The sequence below is a fragment of the Verrucosispora sp. WMMA2121 genome, assembly GCF_027460185.1.
Lineage (GTDB): Bacteria > Actinomycetota > Actinomycetes > Mycobacteriales > Micromonosporaceae > Micromonospora > Micromonospora palythoicola.
The window spans coordinates 2,786,832-2,804,951 of sequence record NZ_JAPZBH010000006.1 but is presented as its reverse complement, the minus strand read 5'-3'; the positions used below and the strand labels follow the sequence as shown (position 1 = coordinate 2,804,951).

The window sequence follows — 18,120 nt, the reverse complement described above, 5'->3', positions numbered from 1 at the left end:
CGGTCAGGAGACCAGGCCGAGCCGCGCCAACGCCTGGCCCGCAGCCGGCGACTCCGGCCGGACCGGGCCGACCCGGTGGCCGCGCCAGGCAGCCGCACAAAGTGCGGCGAGCGCGTCCAGCTCACGTCCCGCCCCGGACAGCCGCCACTCGTCGGTTCCGGTGCTCACCTGCCAGCCGCCGTGGTCGGCGTCCGGTGCCGGCACCCGCACCACACCATCGGCGTCGAAGAGCCCGGTCAGATCCCACGAGACGTACGTCGGCCGTCGCTCGGCGGGCGCGGCGAGCAGCTCGGCGGCGTCACTGACCCCGGTGAGGACCAGCAGGCTGTCCAGGCCGGCCCGGTTCGCGCCCTCGATGTCGGTGTCCAGCCGGTCGCCCACGACCACCGCCGCAGCGCCGTCCGCCCGCCGGGCGGCGGTGGCGAACAGCTCCGGTGCGGGCTTGCCGACGATCTCGTCCGGGTCCCGGCCGAGCGCGGTGGCCAGCGCGGCCACCAGAGCGCCGTTGCCGGGCAACGGGCCACGTCCGCTGGGCAGGGTGCGGTCGGTGTTCGTGGCCACCCAGGTCGCGCCGGCCCGTACCGCCACCGCCGCCTCGGCGAGATCGGCCCAGCCGACCTGTGGGCCGTACCCCTGGACGACCACGACCGGGGCCTCGTCGGCGGTGGCGACCGGCTTGAGGCCGGCCTCGCTGATTTCCGCTCGGAGCGCGTCGGCTCCCACCACCAGCACCGGCGCACCGGCCGGTAGGCGCTTACCCAGCAGTTGGGCGGCCGCGGCGGCGCTGGTGAGAACCTCCTCCGGTCGGGCCGGCACACCCATCCCGGTGAGCAGGTCGGCCACGTCGGCGGCGCGACGCGAGGCGTTGTTCGTCGCGTACGCGACCGCGCGGCCCTCACCGTGCAGCCGCGCGACCGTCTCGACCGCGCCGGGAATCGGCTGGTCGATCAGGTAGATCACCCCGTCCAGGTCGAAGACGACCAGGGCGTAACCGTCGACCAGCCGGTCCCCGCTCATCGCTGCCGTGCCTCCGGTTCCTCGGTCCCCTCCGCCTCGCGGGTGGTCCCGCCGGCCGGCTCCGCGTCCGCGTTCCCCTCATCGTCAGTGTCCGGCGGGTCGGCCGCCAGGTCCTGGGCCGTGGGGTCCGCGTCGACCGTCGCCTCGACCATCGGCTCGTCCGACCCGAGGTCGTCCCCGGCCGGGTCATCCTGGTCGCTGTCGACCGTCACGCTCGACGAGCCGGCGTCCGGACGGGCCGGCACCGCACCAGGGGCACCCGGACCGGCAGCCAGTTCCTCGGCCACCTCGTCCTCGTCGTCGCCCTCGATGACCACACCGTCGAGTTCGAGCAGCCGCTCGGCGGCGTCGGTCTCCGCCTCGGCGTCCACCTCCGCCGCACGGGAGAACCACTCCCGCGCCTCGGTCCGCCGTCCCACGGCCAACAGAGCGTCGGCGTACGCGTACCGCAGTCGTGCCGTCCACGGCTGCACGGCATCGGTGGTCAGCTCGGGGACCTGGAGCATCGCCACGGCGGCGTCCCGCTGGCCGAGATCGCCACGGGCGCCGGCAGCGACGATCAGCAGTTCGACGGCGACGGCCGGATCGAGCTTCTCCTGGTCGGCGCCACGGAACAGGTCGATGGCACGCTCGGGCCGGCCCAGTGCCCGCTCGCTGTCCGCGATCACCGCAAGGTGGCTCTGCGCACCGCTCATCCGGTGGTACGTCCGCAGCTCGGCGATTGCCGACTGCCACTCCCCCGCGTGGTACGCGGCCAAGCCCACAGCTTCCCGTACCGCGGCGATCCGTGATGCGAGCCGTCGAGCGGCAAGTGCGTGGGCGAGCGCCTCGGTCGGATCCTCGTCGATCAGCTGCCCGGTCGCCACCAGATGCCGGGCGACGGTATCCGCGACCGGCTTCGCCAGCGACAGCAGCTCGGCCCGGACGTCCTTGTCCAGGTCGGTCGCGACGATCTCGTCAGGCAGCGCCGGCGCCTCCGTACGCCCCTCATCGGCCGAGCCGGGTGCATCCGCACGCCGTCCAAAGCGACGCTCACCGTCCCGGTCGTCCCGGAATCCGCCGCCACGGCGGTCGCCGCCACGCTCATCCGCGCCACGACGGAATCCACCGTCGCGGCGATCGGCGAAGCCGCCCGCTCCGCGAGCGCCGTCCCGGCCCTGGAAGCCACCCTCGCGGCGCTCACCCCGGAACCCGCCGTCCCGACGGTCGCCGCCACGGAACCCGCCCTCACGACGGTCACCGCCCCGGAAGCCACCCTCACGGCGCTCACCGTCGCGGAAACCACCCTCACGACGGTCGCCGCCACGGAACCCGCCCTCACGACGTTCGCCCCCACGGAAGCCACCCTCACGGCGCTCACCGTCGCGGAAACCACCCTCACGACGGTCGCCGCCACGGAACCCGCCCTCACGACGTTCGCCGCCACGGAAGCCACCCTCACGGCGCTCACCGTCCCGGAAGCCACCCTCGCGGCGGTCGCCGCCACGGAAGCCACCCTCACGGCGCTCACCGTCCCGGAAGCCACCCTCACGACGGTCGCCCCCACGGAACCCGCCGTCCCGACGTTCGCCGCCACGGAACCCGCCCTCACGACGGTCGCCGCCACGGAAGCCACCCTCACGACGGTCGCCGCCACGGAAGCCACCCTCACGACGTTCGCCGCCACGGAAGCCACCCTCACGACGGTCGCCGCCACGGAAGCCACCCTCACGACGGTCGCCGCCACGGAACCCGCCCTCACGACGGTCGCCGCCACGGAAGCCACCCTCACGGCGCTCACCGTCGCGGAAACCACCCTCACGACGGTCACCGCCACGGAAACCACCCTCGCGGCGTTCGCTGCCGCCGCGCTCGTTGCCCCGGAAGCCGCCCTCACGGCGGTCACCGTCTCGACGGAAGCCGCCGCCGTCACGGCGTTCGCTACGGAATCCGCCGGTTGTCCGGTCGCCGCCGCGGAAACCGGAGCGCTCGCCATCGTCGCGCCGGAACCCACCCTCACGGCGGTCGGAGTCGCGGCGTTCGCCGCCACGGAAGCCGCCAGTTCCACGGGCCCGGTCGCCGGAGCCGTCGCGCCCGCCGAAGCCACGGTCGCTGCGCTCGCCCCGGTAGCCACCGCCCGAGCGGCCACTGTCCCGGAAGCCGCCCTCACGGCGGTCACCGTCTCGACGGAAGCCGCCGGACCGGGAGCGGTCGCTGCCGTACCCGCGGTCGTCGCGAGAACCTCGTTCCTCTCCCCGGTCCTGGCGCGACGGGCGGTCGTCGCGGCGAGGTCCGCCGTCCCGATCCGCCGGTCGACCCTGGTAACCCCGGGGGCGGTCCCCGCCCTGAGGTGCTGAACTCACAGGTACATCCTTCCTGAGTACGCCGTATCAACGACGCAACGCAGTCGAGGGCCGACCCGATTCCGGGTGGCCCTCGACTGTGACGTGTGTCCGGCGGTGTCCTACTCTCCCACACCCTCCCGGGTGCAGTACCATCGGCGCTGGAGGGCTTAGCTTCCGGGTTCGGAATGTGACCGGGCGTTTCCCCTCCGCCATGACCGCCGTAACCTTATCAACATGTCAAACAACACCAATTTGCTGACACTATCGTGTCAGGGGTGTGTGTTTGTTTGTTGTGAGTTACACAGTGGACGCGAGCGATCGTTGTAGTCAAGTCCTCGGCCTATTAGTACCGGTCAACTGAACCCGTTACCGGGCTTACATTTCCGGCCTATCAACCCAGTCGTCTAGCTGGGGGCCTTACCCACCCGAAGGTGGTGGGATACCTCATCTTGAAGCAGGCTTCCCGCTTAGATGCTTTCAGCGGTTATCCCTTCCGAACGTAGCTAACCAGCCGTGCCCCTGGCGGGACAACTGGCACACCAGAGGTTCGTCCGTCCCGGTCCTCTCGTACTAGGGACAGCCCTTCTCAAGTATCCTACGCGCACGGCGGATAGGGACCGAACTGTCTCACGACGTTCTAAACCCAGCTCGCGTACCGCTTTAATGGGCGAACAGCCCAACCCTTGGGACCTGCTACAGCCCCAGGATGCGACGAGCCGACATCGAGGTGCCAAACCATCCCGTCGATATGGACTCTTGGGGAAGATCAGCCTGTTATCCCCGGGGTACCTTTTATCCGTTGAGCGACACCGCTTCCACACGCAAGTGCCGGATCACTAGTCCCGACTTTCGTCCCTGCTCGACCCGTCAGTCTCACAGTCAAGCTCCCTTGTGCACTTGCACTCAACACCTGATTGCCAACCAGGCTGAGGGAACCTTTGGGCGCCTCCGTTACCCTTTAGGAGGCAACCGCCCCAGTTAAACTACCCACCAGACACTGTCCCTGAACCGGATAACGGTCCGAAGTTAGATACCCGAATCAACCAGAGTGGTATTTCAAGATTGCCTCCACCCATACTGGCGTATGAGCTTCACCGGCTCCCACCTATCCTACACAAGCCGACTCAAATACCAATGTCAAGCTATAGTAAAGGTCCCGGGGTCTTTCCGTCCTGCCGCGCGTAACGAGCATCTTTACTCGTACTGCAATTTCGCCGGGCCTGTGGTTGAGACAGTGGGGAAGTCGTTACGCCATTCGTGCAGGTCGGAACTTACCCGACAAGGAATTTCGCTACCTTAGGATGGTTATAGTTACCACCGCCGTTTACTGGCGCTTAAGTTCTCCGCTTCGCCCCGAAGAGCTAACAGGTCCCCTTAACGTTCCAGCACCGGGCAGGCGTCAGTCCATATACATCGAATTACTTCTTCGCATGGACCTGTGTTTTTAGTAAACAGTCGCTTCCCCCTGCTCTCTGCGGCCATACAACGCTCCACCCGCGCGGGGCTTCACGTCTCCGGCCCCCCTTCTCCCTAAGTTACGGGGGCAATTTGCCGAGTTCCTTAACCACAGTTCGCCCGATCGCCTCGGTATTCTCTACCTGACCACCTGTGTCGGTTTGGGGTACGGGCCGCTCGAAACTCGCTAGAGGCTTTTCTCGGCAGCATAGGATCACTGACTTCACCTGAATCGGCTCGGCATCACGTCTCAACCTTCATGCACCACGGATTTGCCTATGATGCGGTCTACACGCTTACCCCGGCACAACCACCGGCCGGGCTCAGCTACCTTCCTGCGTCACCCCATCGCTTGACTACTACCCGCCAGGTTCCCACGCTCCCCAACCTCGACCCGAAGGTCTCGGCTGGTTCGGGTGGTTAGCACAACGAGGTTCGTCAGGGACGCTCCTTCGCGGGTACGGGAATATCAACCCGTTGTCCATCGACTACGCCTCTCGGCCTCGCCTTAGGTCCCGACTCACCCAGGGCGGATTAACCTGGCCCTGGAACCCTTGGTCATCCGGCGGAAGGGTTTCTCACCCTTCTTTCGCTACTCATGCCTGCATTCTCACTCGTGCCGCGTCCACAACTCGATCACTCGGCTGCTTCACCCCCGGCACGACGCTCCCCTACCCACCCACACACCTGCACACCACCCCGAAGAGTGATGCGAAGTCATTGTGTGAGTGCCACAGCTTCGGCGGTGTGCTTGAGCCCCGCTACATTGTCGGCGCGGAACCACTTGACCAGTGAGCTATTACGCACTCTTTAAAGGGTGGCTGCTTCTAAGCCAACCTCCTGGTTGTCTATGCGACCCCACATCCTTTTCCACTTAGCACACGCTTAGGGGCCTTAGCTGGTGATCTGGGCTGTTTCCCTCTCGACTACGAAGCTTATCCCCCGCAGTCTCACTGCCGCGCTCTCACTTACCGGCATTCGGAGTTTGGCTGATTTCGGTAAGCTTGTAGGCCCCCTAGACCATCCAGTGCTCTACCTCCGGCAAGAAACACACGACGCTGCACCTAAATGCATTTCGGGGAGAACCAGCTATCACGGAGTTTGATTGGCCTTTCACCCCTAACCACAGGTCATCCCCCAACTTTTCAACGTTGGTGGGTTCGGCCCTCCACACGGTCTTACCCGCGCTTCAGCCTGCCCATGGCTAGATCACTCCGCTTCGGGTCTAGAACATGCGACTCAAACGCCCTCTTCAGACTCGCTTTCGCTACGGCTCCCCCACACGGGTTAACCTCGCCACATGCCACTAACTCGCAGGCTCATTCTTCAAAAGGCACGCCGTCACCCCGCAAGGCTCCGACGGATTGTAGGCGAACGGTTTCAGGTACTATTTCACTCCCCTCCCGGGGTACTTTTCACCATTCCCTCACGGTACTCGTCCGCTATCGGTCACCAGGAAGTATTTAGGCTTACCAGGTGGTCCTGGCAGATTCACGGCAGATTTCAGGAGTCCGCCGCTACTCGGGAACACCCACAGAAGACCAGCTGCTTTAACCTACCGGACTATCACCGTCTACGGTCAGCCTTTCCAGACCATTCAGCTAACAACTGGCTTTATCACTCCTCACACGAGTGTCAGCTCGTGTAGCAGGGTCCCACAACCCCGACCACGCAACCCCTGACAGGTATCACACGCAACCGGTTTAGCCTCAATCCGCTTTCGCTCGCCACTACTCACGGAATCACTATTGTTTTCTCTTCCTACGGGTACTGAGATGTTTCACTTCCCCGCGTTCCCTCCACACACCCTATGAGTTCAGGTGCAGGTGACATCACATGACTGATGCCGGGTTACCCCATTCGGACACCCTGGGATCACAGCTCGGTTGACAGCTCCCCCAGGCCTATCGCGGCCTCCCACGTCCTTCATCGGCTCCTGGTGCCAAGGCATCCACCGTCCGCCCTTGACAACTTGACCACAAAGATGCTCGCGTCCACTGTGCAATTCTCAACAAACAACCAACCCACAACCCACCACCCCGCACCAGCAACACCACCCCACAACAAGGGCAACATCCGGTATGCGAGGCCAGGCCATGCCTGGCAGCCGGCGGCCATCCCCACCACGGGAACGCCGCTCACAGCCTCTGAAAGACCAACCACACGGGTTGTTCCTTCAGGACCCAACAGGGTGCCATCCGTCGACCACCAGCCGCACCACAACCCCGTTCCCACCACCACAGTGGCTGTACTAAGAAGATCATGGCCGTTGCCGGCACCGACTCACCAGTGTCTCCGCCAATGAGCACCCCACCATCACACTCGGACAGCGCGGGCTCCATACCCGCCTTCGCGGGATGGTGCTCCTTAGAAAGGAGGTGATCCAGCCGCACCTTCCGGTACGGCTACCTTGTTACGACTTCGTCCCAATCGCCAGCCCCACCTTCGACGGCTCCCTCCACAAGGGTTGGGCCACCGGCTTCGGGTGTTGCCGACTTTCGTGACGTGACGGGCGGTGTGTACAAGGCCCGGGAACGTATTCACCGCAGCGTTGCTGATCTGCGATTACTAGCGACTCCGACTTCACGGGGTCGAGTTGCAGACCCCGATCCGAACTGAGACCGGCTTTTTGGGATTCGCTCCACCTCACGGTATCGCAGCCCATTGTACCGGCCATTGTAGCATGCGTGAAGCCCTGGACATAAGGGGCATGATGACTTGACGTCATCCCCACCTTCCTCCGAGTTGACCCCGGCAGTCTCCCATGAGTCCCCAACCGAATTGCTGGCAACATGGGACGAGGGTTGCGCTCGTTGCGGGACTTAACCCAACATCTCACGACACGAGCTGACGACAGCCATGCACCACCTGTCACCGGCCCCGAAGGACCCCACATCTCTGTGAGATTTCCGGCGATGTCAAACCCAGGTAAGGTTCTTCGCGTTGCATCGAATTAATCCGCATGCTCCGCCGCTTGTGCGGGCCCCCGTCAATTCCTTTGAGTTTTAGCCTTGCGGCCGTACTCCCCAGGCGGGGCGCTTAATGCGTTAGCTGCGGCACAGAGAACCGGAGAGGCCCCCCACACCTAGCGCCCAACGTTTACAGCGTGGACTACCAGGGTATCTAATCCTGTTCGCTCCCCACGCTTTCGCTCCTCAGCGTCAGTATCGGCCCAGAGACCCGCCTTCGCCACCGGTGTTCCTCCTGATATCTGCGCATTTCACCGCTACACCAGGAATTCCAGTCTCCCCTACCGAACTCTAGCCTGCCCGTATCGACTGCAGGCCCGCAGTTGAGCCACGGGTTTTCACAGTCGACGCGACAAGCCGCCTACGAGCTCTTTACGCCCAATAAATCCGGACAACGCTCGCGCCCTACGTCTTACCGCGGCTGCTGGCACGTAGTTGGCCGGCGCTTCTTCTGCAGGTACCGTCACTTGCGCTTCGTCCCTGCTGAAAGAGGTTTACAACCCGAAGGCCGTCATCCCTCACGCGGCGTCGCTGCATCAGGCTTCCGCCCATTGTGCAATATTCCCCACTGCTGCCTCCCGTAGGAGTCTGGGCCGTGTCTCAGTCCCAGTGTGGCCGGTCGCCCTCTCAGGCCGGCTACCCGTCGTCGCCTTGGTAGGCCATCACCCCACCAACAAGCTGATAGGCCGCGAGCCCATCCCAAGCCGAAAAACTTTCCACCCACAAACATGCGTCCGCAAGTGAATATTCGGTATTAGCCCCGGTTTCCCGGGGTTATCCCAAAGCCTAGGGCAGGTTGCTCACGTGTTACTCACCCGTTCGCCGCTCGAGTACCCCGAAGGGCCTTTCCGCTCGACTTGCATGTGTTAAGCACGCCGCCAGCGTTCGTCCTGAGCCAGGATCAAACTCTCCAACAAAAACCTGGAAAATCCATCCCAGCAACAAACCAAATTGTTGCCAAAGGAATCCAAACCAACCAGAAAAACTGGCCAGCCCGGGAATCAAACAAAACTTGGCACTGGCTTATCAAGCACCCTGTTGAGTTCTCAAAGAACAACCACACACCATCCGAAACCCACACCGTGGATCCCATCCGGGGCACCACACCCGACCCACAACCGCACCGGGCACTTTTACTACGTTACCTCACCCTCTGCGGCGAGTCAAACCGGCTTGTCCCGGTCCGTCACGCTTCAGGCCGTTCGGCGCCCGCGAACGAGCGCAGCGGTTGCCCGCTTGACTCGGTCATCGGATTTGGCAGGCCGGCCGCTGCGGTTGCCCGCAGGCTCGCCCGGTTCCCTGCCGGTCGTAAACCTTACCCGGTCGGTTCCGCCCCACCAAATCCGCCCCTAGGCGGCCCGGCAGAGCCCCACCCGGCCGTGTCCACAGAGGAGATCCCCGGTGGACCCGGTGCACCTGGCGGATTGTCACTCTCAGAGCTTTCGCCCTGTTTGCCCCTTCCGCGCTGGCAGAGAGAAAGTTACGCGTCCGGCGGATTGATCGTCAAATCGGCTGGGCGCGGCCCCCGTCACACTGAACACCTGAGCCTGACGCGGCTGCTCCGGCCCTGGAAGGTGGAGCACGGCCGGGCCGACCGACCGTGACTCACCCCGTACCGCGTCGGTGTGCCCGCCACCCCCGCAGGCCCAGCAGACCCACGGCCGTACCGATAGCCAACGACGCCGCGATGAGCAGTGCGTGCACCCAGAGGAAGCCCGTCGCCGGCCAGTCCCCGACGACCCCGCTCGCCCACGACCTCGGGTCGTTCCAGATGGCCACCGCGAACCTCGGCCAGATCACCCAGGTCCAGATCCCCACTCCGGCGAGGAACACTGCCCAGCCGCGTGACAGCACCATGGTCGGCGAGTATGCCAGCGGCTGGACCGGGACATCGGCGAAAGCCTCCGATCGGTACGGTGGGCCGCATGAGTCCGCTGCTGAGCCGCACCAACGCGGAGGCGCATCTCTACCTGGATCTGCACCCCTGCACCTGCGGGGAGACGCGTTTCCCGCGAGATAGTGCGGTCGTGGTCCTCGACGACGGCGACCTGGCCAGCCGGTACACGGGTGCCTGCGCCGGCTGCGGCCAGGAACGGGAGTTCCTCTTCCGGCTCCCACCGACGGCCACTTCCGCCGGCGGCGGATTCCGCTACGGCGGTGACGAACCCTCACAGCTGCTCGACCCAGGAGAGTGGCTGTGGGTCTCCGACGCGTACGCCGGACAGGTGCCGGCCGACCCCGGTGCCGGCGAGGCGGGGCAGCGAGCCCGAGCAGCGCTGACCCGAGCCGTGGCCGCCCTCGACGAGGTCGCCAAGTTCATCCCACCGGACGGGGCCGTTGTCCCGGCGGACGCCTTCACCAGCGACCGCGGCCGGCAGCTGTACCAGCGCGAGCCCGGACGGTTCCGGCGGGACCGACTCACCGCCGTCCGCGACGCGTACGCCGGGATGCTCGCGCGGCTCGTCTGACGCACCGCCGCCGCGGCTACCTCGGCCCGGCCTCGTAGTTGCGAGGGTCGGTGAAGGTTCCCGGCGGCAGCAGCTGAGCCGGCGGCAGGTCGTCCAATTCCACCGGGGTCAGCCGGCCGATCAACTCCCACATCGACCAGGCGACCGCGCGGAGCTTCCGTTCCCGAGTGGGTGAGGCTGCTGGTCCGGATGGGCCGACAAGGTCAAGCTCGTGCACGAAGTAGACCATCTCATCACCTGCCTTCCCGACCGAGACCACGAGCAGTCCACCGGACGGATTGGCGATCACCAACCAGTCCGGCGACAGCCAAGGGTCGCGGTGCACGCGCTGAGCATGCACCAGGTCGATCGGTGGGTGATCGGGATGCACGCCGAACAGCGGGCGCTCCGGCAACAGGGAGAACGGTTTACCCGGAACGTGGTGTTCGGTCTCGGGCTCGGCACCGTTGGTCTGGCCGAGCCAGCGGCGGTAGCTCACTGGAAGTCGAACCCCGAGCGCAGCCTCCAGCGACTGGAGTTGGGTTTCGTCCAGTTGGCCGTACGGACGCAACCGCGCTCGCTTCCACAACCGACCGGTCGGCGGTTCCATCACCTCGTTCTCGTCCACCCTGCGGACGGTGACCTCCCAGTCGTCCGCGCTGGACATGTCGAGATCCGCGAAACGCCAGGTCTCCTCGCCCACCGGGAAGGTCTCACCGAGCGTGACCTCGTGGGCGAAACTCTCGTCGCGCTGGAACGGCATGACGATGATCTCGGCACGCACCGGCGGCCCCACGTCGACCCAGCGCACCCCGAACCGTGCTGGTCCGACGCTCGCCGTCGCGTTGCTCGGCACGGCGGCTACGTGAGTGAACGAGCGCAAGGGCCCTGCCCTCCCAGTTTCCTCAGGCACGATCAGGTCCAGCATGTCGTTCGGCGCCGGCTCGACGCGCGGGCAGGCACATCGCGTGCGAGGCGTTCATTCGCCCTCGCCGTGGGCCGGCTGGCGCGGCCGGCTCCGCGCACTGCGCAACGATCGGGTAGCTCAGCGAATCGGCGGCTGTGCCGTCCACCCGTGCCGCTCTCATGGCTGCCCGTGCTCGTAGTTGGCGGGATCCGTAAACGTCCCGGGCGGGTGGATCTCGACGGGGGGAAAGTGGTCCATCTCCATCGGGGTCAGCCGGCCGATGAACTCGTACATCGACCAGGCCACCGCCCGCAGCTTCCGCTCCCGGGCGGCCGCCGCGGCCGGGGAAGGTGGGCCGACCAGGTCGAGCTCGCTGACAAAATAGACGCTCTCGTTGCCCAACTCCGCCGAGACGACCAACAGCCCACTGGCCGTACTCGCGATCACCAGCCAGGCTCGCGACAGCCAGGGGTCGCGGTGTCGACGCTGGGCGTGCACCAGGTCGAACGGAGGGTACTCGGGGTGGACGCCGAACAGCGGACCCGTCGGAAACAGGACGATCGGCATCCCCGGTATGTGGTGCATCACCTCAGGGTGCGCACCGTTGTTCCGACTGAGCCAGTCGCGGTAGCCGCGAGGCAGCTGGGCCCCGAGCGCGACCTCCAAGGACTGGAGCTGGGTCTCGTCGAGCTGGCCGTACGGCCGCAACCGAGCCCGCTTCCACAACCGCCCGGTCGGCGGCTCCATCACCTCACCCTCGTCCACCCGGCGGACGGTGACCTTCCAGTCGTGGGCGCTGGACATGTCGAGGTCAGCGAAGCGCCACACTTCCTCGCCCACCGGGAAGGTCTCACCGAGCGTTACCTCGTAGGCGAAGCTCTCGTCGCGCTGGAACGGCATGACAATGATCTCGGCACGCACCGGCGGCCCGACATCGACCCAGCGCACCCCGAAGCGGGCCGGCCCGACAGGCGTCGTCGTGTTGTTGCGGACGGCGGCCACATGAGTAAACGAGCGCACCAGCTCTCTCCCGGTTCCCTCAGGCACGATCAGGTGTCCAGCATGTCGTACAACGTCGGCTCGGCGGGAAGCACGAAACCGAGCACGTCGCGGGCGATCCGTTCGGCCTCCGCACGTTCGACAGGTGCCGGCGTCGCCTGCCCCGGCACCACGCCACCGACCGTCCAGTGCAGCGAGCGTCCCGAGCCGCCGACCTCGGACACCATCAGGCCCGCCACGCTACCGTCGGCGGCGAGCAACGTGAAGTAGTTGATCGCGTACCTATCGTCATCTAGATAGGTGCGACCGAGGGTGCGCGGTGGCGAGGCGGGCTTGGCCATCGGGCCGGGCTGATCGATCAGCGGAGCACCCGCGCTGGGAACGGCCAGCGGGCGGTCAACGATCTGCTCGGCGGACGATCGGTGCGACGGCAAAAGTGGCTGGACGTTCGCTACCGGGCCGCCGTACACCGAAGGCGACGGTGGAGCGGCAACCGGTGACTGCTCCAGGTGCGCGCACCAAGGCACCATCAGGTCCAGCATCGCCCGCACCGACATTGGCGACGGATGCTCCTTGTTCCAGGGGTTACGGAGCTGTACCTGGCCGTCCCGTACCGCGAGGATCTCGTAGACGTGCTCATCCTCAAGCCCGTAGGGCAAGGTGGTAAGCCCGGGGTACCTCTCCATCGACCACGTCGCGATGGTGATCGGGCTGCCGGCGGCGAGCAGGGCCGTCAGGTGTCGCTCGACCGCCGCCTCCCGTCCCGGCGTGGTATCGAGGAGCGTCTGCCGGGCCGGCAGGCCGGTGAGTTGGGTGAGCAGCTCGGCCTGCATCAGGGTGGTGCTGCCGACGTGGAGCCGCGCGTAGCCCAGCGGGGCGGCACGGTGCGGGTCATCTTTGCTCTCCCACGCACGCCACTCGCGCTGCCACTGCTCGTGCCGCTCCATGGTCCAGGTGCGGTCCACCGCGGCGAGCGCCTTCTCCAGCACCGCCGCCCACCCGACGCCGACTTCCGACTGGTCGGCATACGCGGCCCACGAACTGCCGGCATGCACCGGGACGTCGGGCCGCACGTTAATCCGGATGCGCCGCCCGGTCGCCGCCGCACCGTTGCCACGCAACACAGTTTCGTGCAGCAGGACGTCCACCGTGCCATCCGGTTGCGGCTCGAACAGCTGTGGAATGCTCTGCGGCCGATGCCCGGCGAGGGCCGCCATCGTGGCCAGCATCCCGCAGTCACCCAATATGCCCTGCTGCACCTGTGTCCGTCCGGGCGGGCCGTCGAAAAGCGGTGCCGGCTGGCCCGTTGCCGGGAACAGTGAACGACCGTATTCGATCGGATACTCGGCATCTGGGTCGGGCAGCGTTACCCGGTCGGCGGCCACGGCGGCCTCGCCGGGGGTAACCGTCGGGATGACCTCGACCTCGACCTCCGACTCGGACGGCATCATCGCCCGCAGGGCCTCGGTCAGCGCCGTTGGTACCAGCCCCATCCGCCGCGCGTCGGACTGGTAGTGGAAGCTGTGCGTGGCGAGTACCGCCATGGCGGCGGGATTCGACCCGTACTCGACGTTGAAGGCCGCATAGGTTCGCGATCGGTCCTCGGTCAGCAGCGCGTTGCGGCCGGCTGGGGTGTTCAGGTCGTACGCGGGTACGGACCTCTCCAGGTTGAACTCCGGGGCACCTTCGAGGGTGTACGGGCGCAGGTCGAAGCGGCCGGTCAGGTCGACGTAGATGCCCTCGGTGGCGAGCCGATCGGCCAACCGTGGGTCGTGCCGGCGGACCTGGTCCAGCAGGTTCGGCGGCAGGCCGATGAGCTGCCCGGCGAGGGCGGGCATCCGGGGTAGCGAGGACTGGCTCTGCTCCCCGTGCACGGCCAACTCCCGCAACTTCGCGGTCAGCTCGGCGGCGGGCGGCGGCTGGAAGTCGGGAGCCAGCCGGCCTCGGTAGTCGATGGCGCGGAACCGCTCGACCATCGTCTGGTTGGGGTTGAACGCCAGGGCGTCGGCCACCGCCTCCGGTGTGATCACCGGCAGGCTCAGCTGCATCACGTGGGTCCACACGTCGGCAGGCAGGGCGGCGAGGCGGGCGGCCGCGTCGGGCGTACCCCAGCGGAGGCCCAAGCGGTCGACCAGGGTGTCGATCTCGGCTCGCAGGGCGAGCCGGGCGGCGGGATCGGCCTGTGCGTACCAGGCGGCCATGAGGCGCAGTTCGGCCACCCGACCCCGGTCCCGGACCGAGACGCCGGCGGGATCTATCGGCCCCTCCGCCGCGCCCTGGTCGAAGAGCCCGACGTGGGCGGTACCAGTCTCGTGCCGGGCCAGTAGTTCGGCGGCCTCGTGCGCCACCGCACGGTCGACCGCCATGTCTCCGGCACGGTCGGCGACGGTGAGGGTGAAGGTGCCGTCCAGGTTGCGGATGGTCTGTGCCACGACGCCGTCGGCCAGCGGGGCGGCGGTGACCCGGACTCGCAGCGGCGCCACACCGGACGCGCGCAGCTCGAAGGCGTCCGGGCCGACCGCCACGATCTGGTCCGCGCCGACCTGCTCAGCCAGGGTGGGTAGCACCAGCCGGGCCCGGTCCACCACGGCCGGGGCGTCGGCGGCGGGTCGGCCCTGACCGTGGAACGCCGAGCCGGGCAGCGCCGCGACGGTGCTCCGAGCCAACTCGACGTGGGCGTACCAGGGGCTCATCAGGTCGAGGAAGGCGCGCAGCGGCATCGGGGCCGGATGCTGCGCGTTCCACGGGTTACGCAGCTGCACCTCGCCGTTCGTGACCGACACGATCTCGTACGCGTGCCCCGCGACCAGTCCGTACGGTGGCGTGCCGCCCGGTTGGGCAGCATAGGCGTCGGCCGGCCGGGTGCCGGTGATCATCGGGCTGCCGGCGGCCAACAGGGCTGCCAGTCGTGCCTCGACGTCGGCTTCCCGGCCCGGTGTCGGGTCCAGTTCACTGACCCCGGTCGGCAGGCCGGTGAGCTGGCTGAGCAACTCGGCCTGCACCAGGCGGCTGCTGCCGTTGTCCAGCCGGGCGTAGCCGAGCGGGGCCGCCTGGGTGGCGTCCACACCCGGCCGGGCGGTCCACTGCTGCTGCCACTGGTCGTGACGCTGCTGGGTCCAGGTACGGTCGATCGCCGCGATCGCCTTCTCCAGCAGCGACGCCCAGGCCGATCCGACCACAGACTGGTCGGCGTAGACGCTGTGGCCGTTCGAGTTGGGGTGCAACGGCACGTCCGGGAAGACGGTGACCCGCAGCTGTCGACCGGTGGGCGTGATCGCACGGTCGGGCCCACTTGTCTCGTGCAGCACCACGTCGACCGAGCCGTCCGGGTTCGGGTGGAACATCTGCGCGACGCTGTCCGAAAGTCGACCGGCGACCGAGCCGATCACGGCGATCATGCCGCAGTCGCCGAGCGCCCCCTGCTGTACGTCCTCCCGCTTCGGCGGCCCGTCGAACAGCGGCGGAGGTTGCCCGCTGCGGGCGTCCAGTGCCGACCCGTAGACCGGACCGGGCTGGTTGGCCGATTCCGGTGGCAGAGTCACCCGGTCGGCCGAGACCCGGATCTCGGCCGCTGTCTCCTGCGTCGCGGAGTTCTCCACGGTCGCGCCGGTGGCCGTCGGCGCGGGGGTGATGCTGCGCAGGACGTCGGTCAGGACGTCCGGCACCAGTCCCATCCACCTCGCGGTGCCCTGGTAGTGGAATTCGTGTCCGGTGAGCAGGGCGGCTGCCTGGTCACCGTGGAGACCACGCAGCGCCGCGCGGGCGCGTTGTCGGTCCTCGTGCAGTTGGGCGCGCCGCCCGTCCTCGGTGGTCAGGTCGAATGCCGGGCGTGCGGCGCCGAGGTCGACGGCGGGCACGTCCGGCACCATGTAGGGGCGCAGGTCGTAGCGGCCGGTCAGGTCGACGTAGATGCCCTCGGTGGCGAGCCGGTCGGCGAGTTGCGGATCCACCGCCCGGATCCGGTTGAGTTGTGCCTGCGGGACACCGACGATCTGTCCGGCGAAGGCGGACATCCGTGGCATGCCGGCCTGCGCGTGTTCAGCCTCGGTCGCCAGGTCCCGCAGCCGGGCGTCCAGGTCCGCCTGCTGGGGCACCTGGAAGTCCGGAGCCAGTCTGGCCCGGTAGTCGATCATCCTGATCCGCTCGACCTCGGTGAGGGTGGCGGCACCGGCCAGCACGGTGGAGACCGCGTCGGTCGTGATCGACGGCACGCTGAGCCGCATGAGGTGCGCCAGCACGTCCCGAGGTAGCACCGCCCACCGCGACCGGACGTCCGGGTCACCGACCCGCAGGCCGAGGTGACCGGCGAGGGCGTCGATCTCGGCGCGCACGGCGGGTCGGGCGGCCAGGTCGGCGGCGGCGTACGTGGCGGCGAGCAGCCGGATCTCCGCCATTCGACCTCGGTCGTGGGCGGTGAGCCCCGCCGGGTCGATGGGGCCCTGGATGTTGCCCGGGTCCAGCGGACCGACAAGCGCCCGGCCGGCCTCGTGCAGCGCTGCCAACTCGGCGACCTCGTGCGCCAACGCCCGCGCCACCACCGGATCGGCGGCCCGCTCGGACACCGTGACGGTGAGGACGCCGTCCGGGTCGCGGGTCGATCGGGCCACCAGGCCGTCGGGCAACGGAGCACTGGCGAGCCGTACGGTAAGCGGTTGCTGCCCGGCAGAGTGGATCTCGAACAGGTCCGGCCCGACCGGGGCCACCGCGTCCACCTGGGCGTACTGCGCGATCTGCGGCAGCGCGGACCGGGCCAGATCCAGCACCGCCGCCGGGTCGGCGACCGGGCGACCCAGACCGTGGAAGGTGGAGCCCGGAACGGCACCGGCGGTGATCGAGTCGCCCGTCGATACGCTGGCGTCATGGCCACGCCCGCCGAGCTGTACGCCGCCATCCTCGCCGACCCCGACGACCTCGACCTGCGGCGACGCTACGCCGACGCCATCGAGACCACCGATCCCGAGCGGGCCGAGCTGATCCGCCTCGACCTGGAAGGGGCCGACGGCACCCGGGAGATGCTGTTCCTGCACCGGCGGATCCACCCGCGCCTCGCCGATCCCGTCGCTCACCTGCTCGTCGACTGGCGAATCCGCAACGGACTGATCGAATCGGTCACCATGACCGCGCGTACCCTCATCGACCACGGCGACGAGGTCTGGGCCCACCACCCCGTCCGCCACCTGGTCCTGACCGAAGCCGCCGGACTCATGACCGACATCGCCCAGGTCGCCTGCCTCGACCGCCTGGTCGCCCTCGACCTGCGCGGGAACCCGATCGGCGACGACGGACTCGCCACCCTCGTCGACTCCCCGCACCTGCGCCGGATCCGCTGGCTGGGCCTGGCGCGCTGCGGCATCGGCCCGGCCGGAGCCGAGACCCTCGCCGCCACCCGCAATCTGCCCGCCCTGCGCTACGTCGACCTGCGGCGCAACCCCGTCGAGGTCACCGCTCAGGGCCACGGGCAGCACATCGACGGATCGCCCGTCTGGGTCGAGATGCCTCCGCTCGGGCAGGAATTGATCGCCCGGTACGGCCCGCTGCCCTGGCTCGACATCCAATGGGGCTGGAGGTTGTACAGCATCGCCCTCTGGGACGAGGTCTGAAGGAGGATCCGGCGGCGCGGCGCCGCCGACCAGCGGCGACACCGGCGGGACACCGCGGTTCGCCTCGGCGATTCGCTGGGCGTGGAACCGGATGCTGGGCGGGATGCCCTGCGAGTCGTCCGGCAGTGCCGCTGCCTGACGCAGGACGACCTCCGTCAGGCCCTCGTCGACCCTGGCCAGGAGTGCCCCGGCCACGCTGGCACCGCCGAGGACCCTGAGCTGACCACTGCGGTCACGTAGCCCCAGCAGGTCAGGGACCGGGTCCTTCGTTCGGATGGACGGTCCTTCAAGTGTTGCCAACTCGATCTCGGACAGCAGGGTGTGCACGCCACCGGGAAGCCGGGGCTCCTGCCCGATCGAGAGCACCACTCGGTCGTAGACCTGCTCGGTACCGTCGCTGAA

At 67.6% G+C, this 18,120-nt stretch carries 8 protein-coding genes, 3 rRNA genes and 1 pseudogene; 3 read left to right on the top strand and 9 right to left on the bottom strand.

What is annotated here, in order from left to right; genetic code table 11:
- Nucleotides 1–3: 3 nt before the first annotated feature.
- Entirely contained in the window at nucleotides 4–1,017 is a 1,014-nt protein-coding gene (locus O7605_RS21520) for an HAD-IIA family hydrolase (protein WP_269737393.1), read from the bottom strand.
- Entirely contained in the window at nucleotides 1,014–1,928 is a 915-nt protein-coding gene (locus tag O7605_RS21515) for a tetratricopeptide repeat protein (RefSeq protein WP_443083852.1), read from the bottom strand. The genes O7605_RS21520 and O7605_RS21515 overlap by 4 nt, the downstream gene beginning before the upstream one ends.
- Here O7605_RS21515 and O7605_RS21510 point away from each other — a divergent pair.
- Nucleotides 1,887–3,353, top strand: coding sequence for a hypothetical protein (locus tag O7605_RS21510; protein WP_269737406.1), 1,467 nt, complete (start codon nucleotides 1,887–1,889; stop codon nucleotides 3,351–3,353). The two genes, O7605_RS21515 and O7605_RS21510, sit on opposite strands and share 42 nt — an antisense overlap.
- Before the next feature lie 94 nt (nucleotides 3,354–3,447).
- On the opposite strand, the gene rrf is transcribed toward O7605_RS21510, so the two are convergent.
- The 4 genes from rrf to O7605_RS21490 form a co-directional block, all read right to left on the bottom strand.
- Nucleotides 3,448–3,564, bottom strand: a 5S ribosomal RNA gene (gene rrf / locus O7605_RS21505).
- 100 nt (nucleotides 3,565–3,664) lie between these two features.
- Nucleotides 3,665–6,774 (bottom strand): 23S ribosomal RNA (locus O7605_RS21500).
- A gap of 393 nt (nucleotides 6,775–7,167) precedes the next feature.
- Nucleotides 7,168–8,682 (bottom strand): 16S ribosomal RNA (locus tag O7605_RS21495).
- Together the 16S, 23S and 5S rRNA genes form the textbook arrangement of a ribosomal RNA operon.
- Before the next feature lie 688 nt (nucleotides 8,683–9,370).
- Entirely contained in the window at nucleotides 9,371–9,622 is a 252-nt protein-coding gene (locus tag O7605_RS21490) for an SCO4848 family membrane protein (RefSeq protein ID WP_269737379.1), read from the bottom strand.
- Between the two features lie 68 nt (nucleotides 9,623–9,690).
- On the opposite strand from O7605_RS21490, the gene O7605_RS21485 reads away from it, so the two are divergent.
- Nucleotides 9,691–10,233 (top strand): hypothetical protein, encoded by a 543-nt coding sequence (locus O7605_RS21485; protein ID WP_269737380.1) that lies wholly within the window; start codon nucleotides 9,691–9,693, stop codon nucleotides 10,231–10,233.
- Nucleotides 10,234–10,249: 16 nt separating this feature from the next.
- Here O7605_RS21485 and O7605_RS21480 read toward each other — a convergent pair whose 3' ends face one another.
- From O7605_RS21480 to O7605_RS32195, 3 genes and pseudogenes are all read right to left on the bottom strand, one after another.
- Nucleotides 10,250–11,140, bottom strand: a complete 891-nt coding sequence (locus O7605_RS21480; RefSeq protein WP_269737381.1) for a DUF6406 domain-containing protein — start codon at nucleotides 11,138–11,140, stop codon at nucleotides 10,250–10,252.
- A gap of 156 nt (nucleotides 11,141–11,296) precedes the next feature.
- Nucleotides 11,297–12,139, bottom strand: a complete 843-nt coding sequence (locus O7605_RS21475) for a DUF6406 domain-containing protein (protein ID WP_269737382.1) — start codon at nucleotides 12,137–12,139, stop codon at nucleotides 11,297–11,299.
- A gap of 29 nt (nucleotides 12,140–12,168) precedes the next feature.
- Nucleotides 12,169–15,561: pseudogene (locus tag O7605_RS32195) on the bottom strand (C2 family cysteine protease); the annotation flags it as partial.
- Between the two features lie 1,416 nt (nucleotides 15,562–16,977).
- Between O7605_RS32195 and O7605_RS32190 the strand changes: the two are divergent.
- Nucleotides 16,978–17,718 carry a hypothetical protein gene (locus tag O7605_RS32190; protein WP_443083998.1) on the top strand — a complete coding sequence of 247 codons (741 nt, stop codon included), beginning with the start codon at nucleotides 16,978–16,980 and terminating at the stop codon, nucleotides 17,716–17,718.
- Nucleotides 17,719–18,120: the final 402 nt, after the last annotated feature.

Coding starts and splice junctions, on each gene's coding strand:
- O7605_RS21480 (WP_269737381.1), bottom strand. CDS start 11,140: ATGCTGGACCTGATCGTGCCTGAGGAAACTGGGAGGGCAGGGCCCTTG.
- O7605_RS21510 (WP_269737406.1), top strand. CDS start 1,887: ATGCCGGGCGACGGTATCCGCGACCGGCTTCGCCAGCGACAGCAGCTC.
- O7605_RS21485 (WP_269737380.1), top strand. CDS start 9,691: ATGAGTCCGCTGCTGAGCCGCACCAACGCGGAGGCGCATCTCTACCTG.
- O7605_RS32190 (WP_443083998.1), top strand. CDS start 16,978: ATGGCCACGCCCGCCGAGCTGTACGCCGCCATCCTCGCCGACCCCGAC.
- O7605_RS21490 (WP_269737379.1), bottom strand. CDS start 9,622: ATGGTGCTGTCACGCGGCTGGGCAGTGTTCCTCGCCGGAGTGGGGATC.
- O7605_RS21520 (WP_269737393.1), bottom strand. CDS start 1,017: ATGAGCGGGGACCGGCTGGTCGACGGTTACGCCCTGGTCGTCTTCGAC.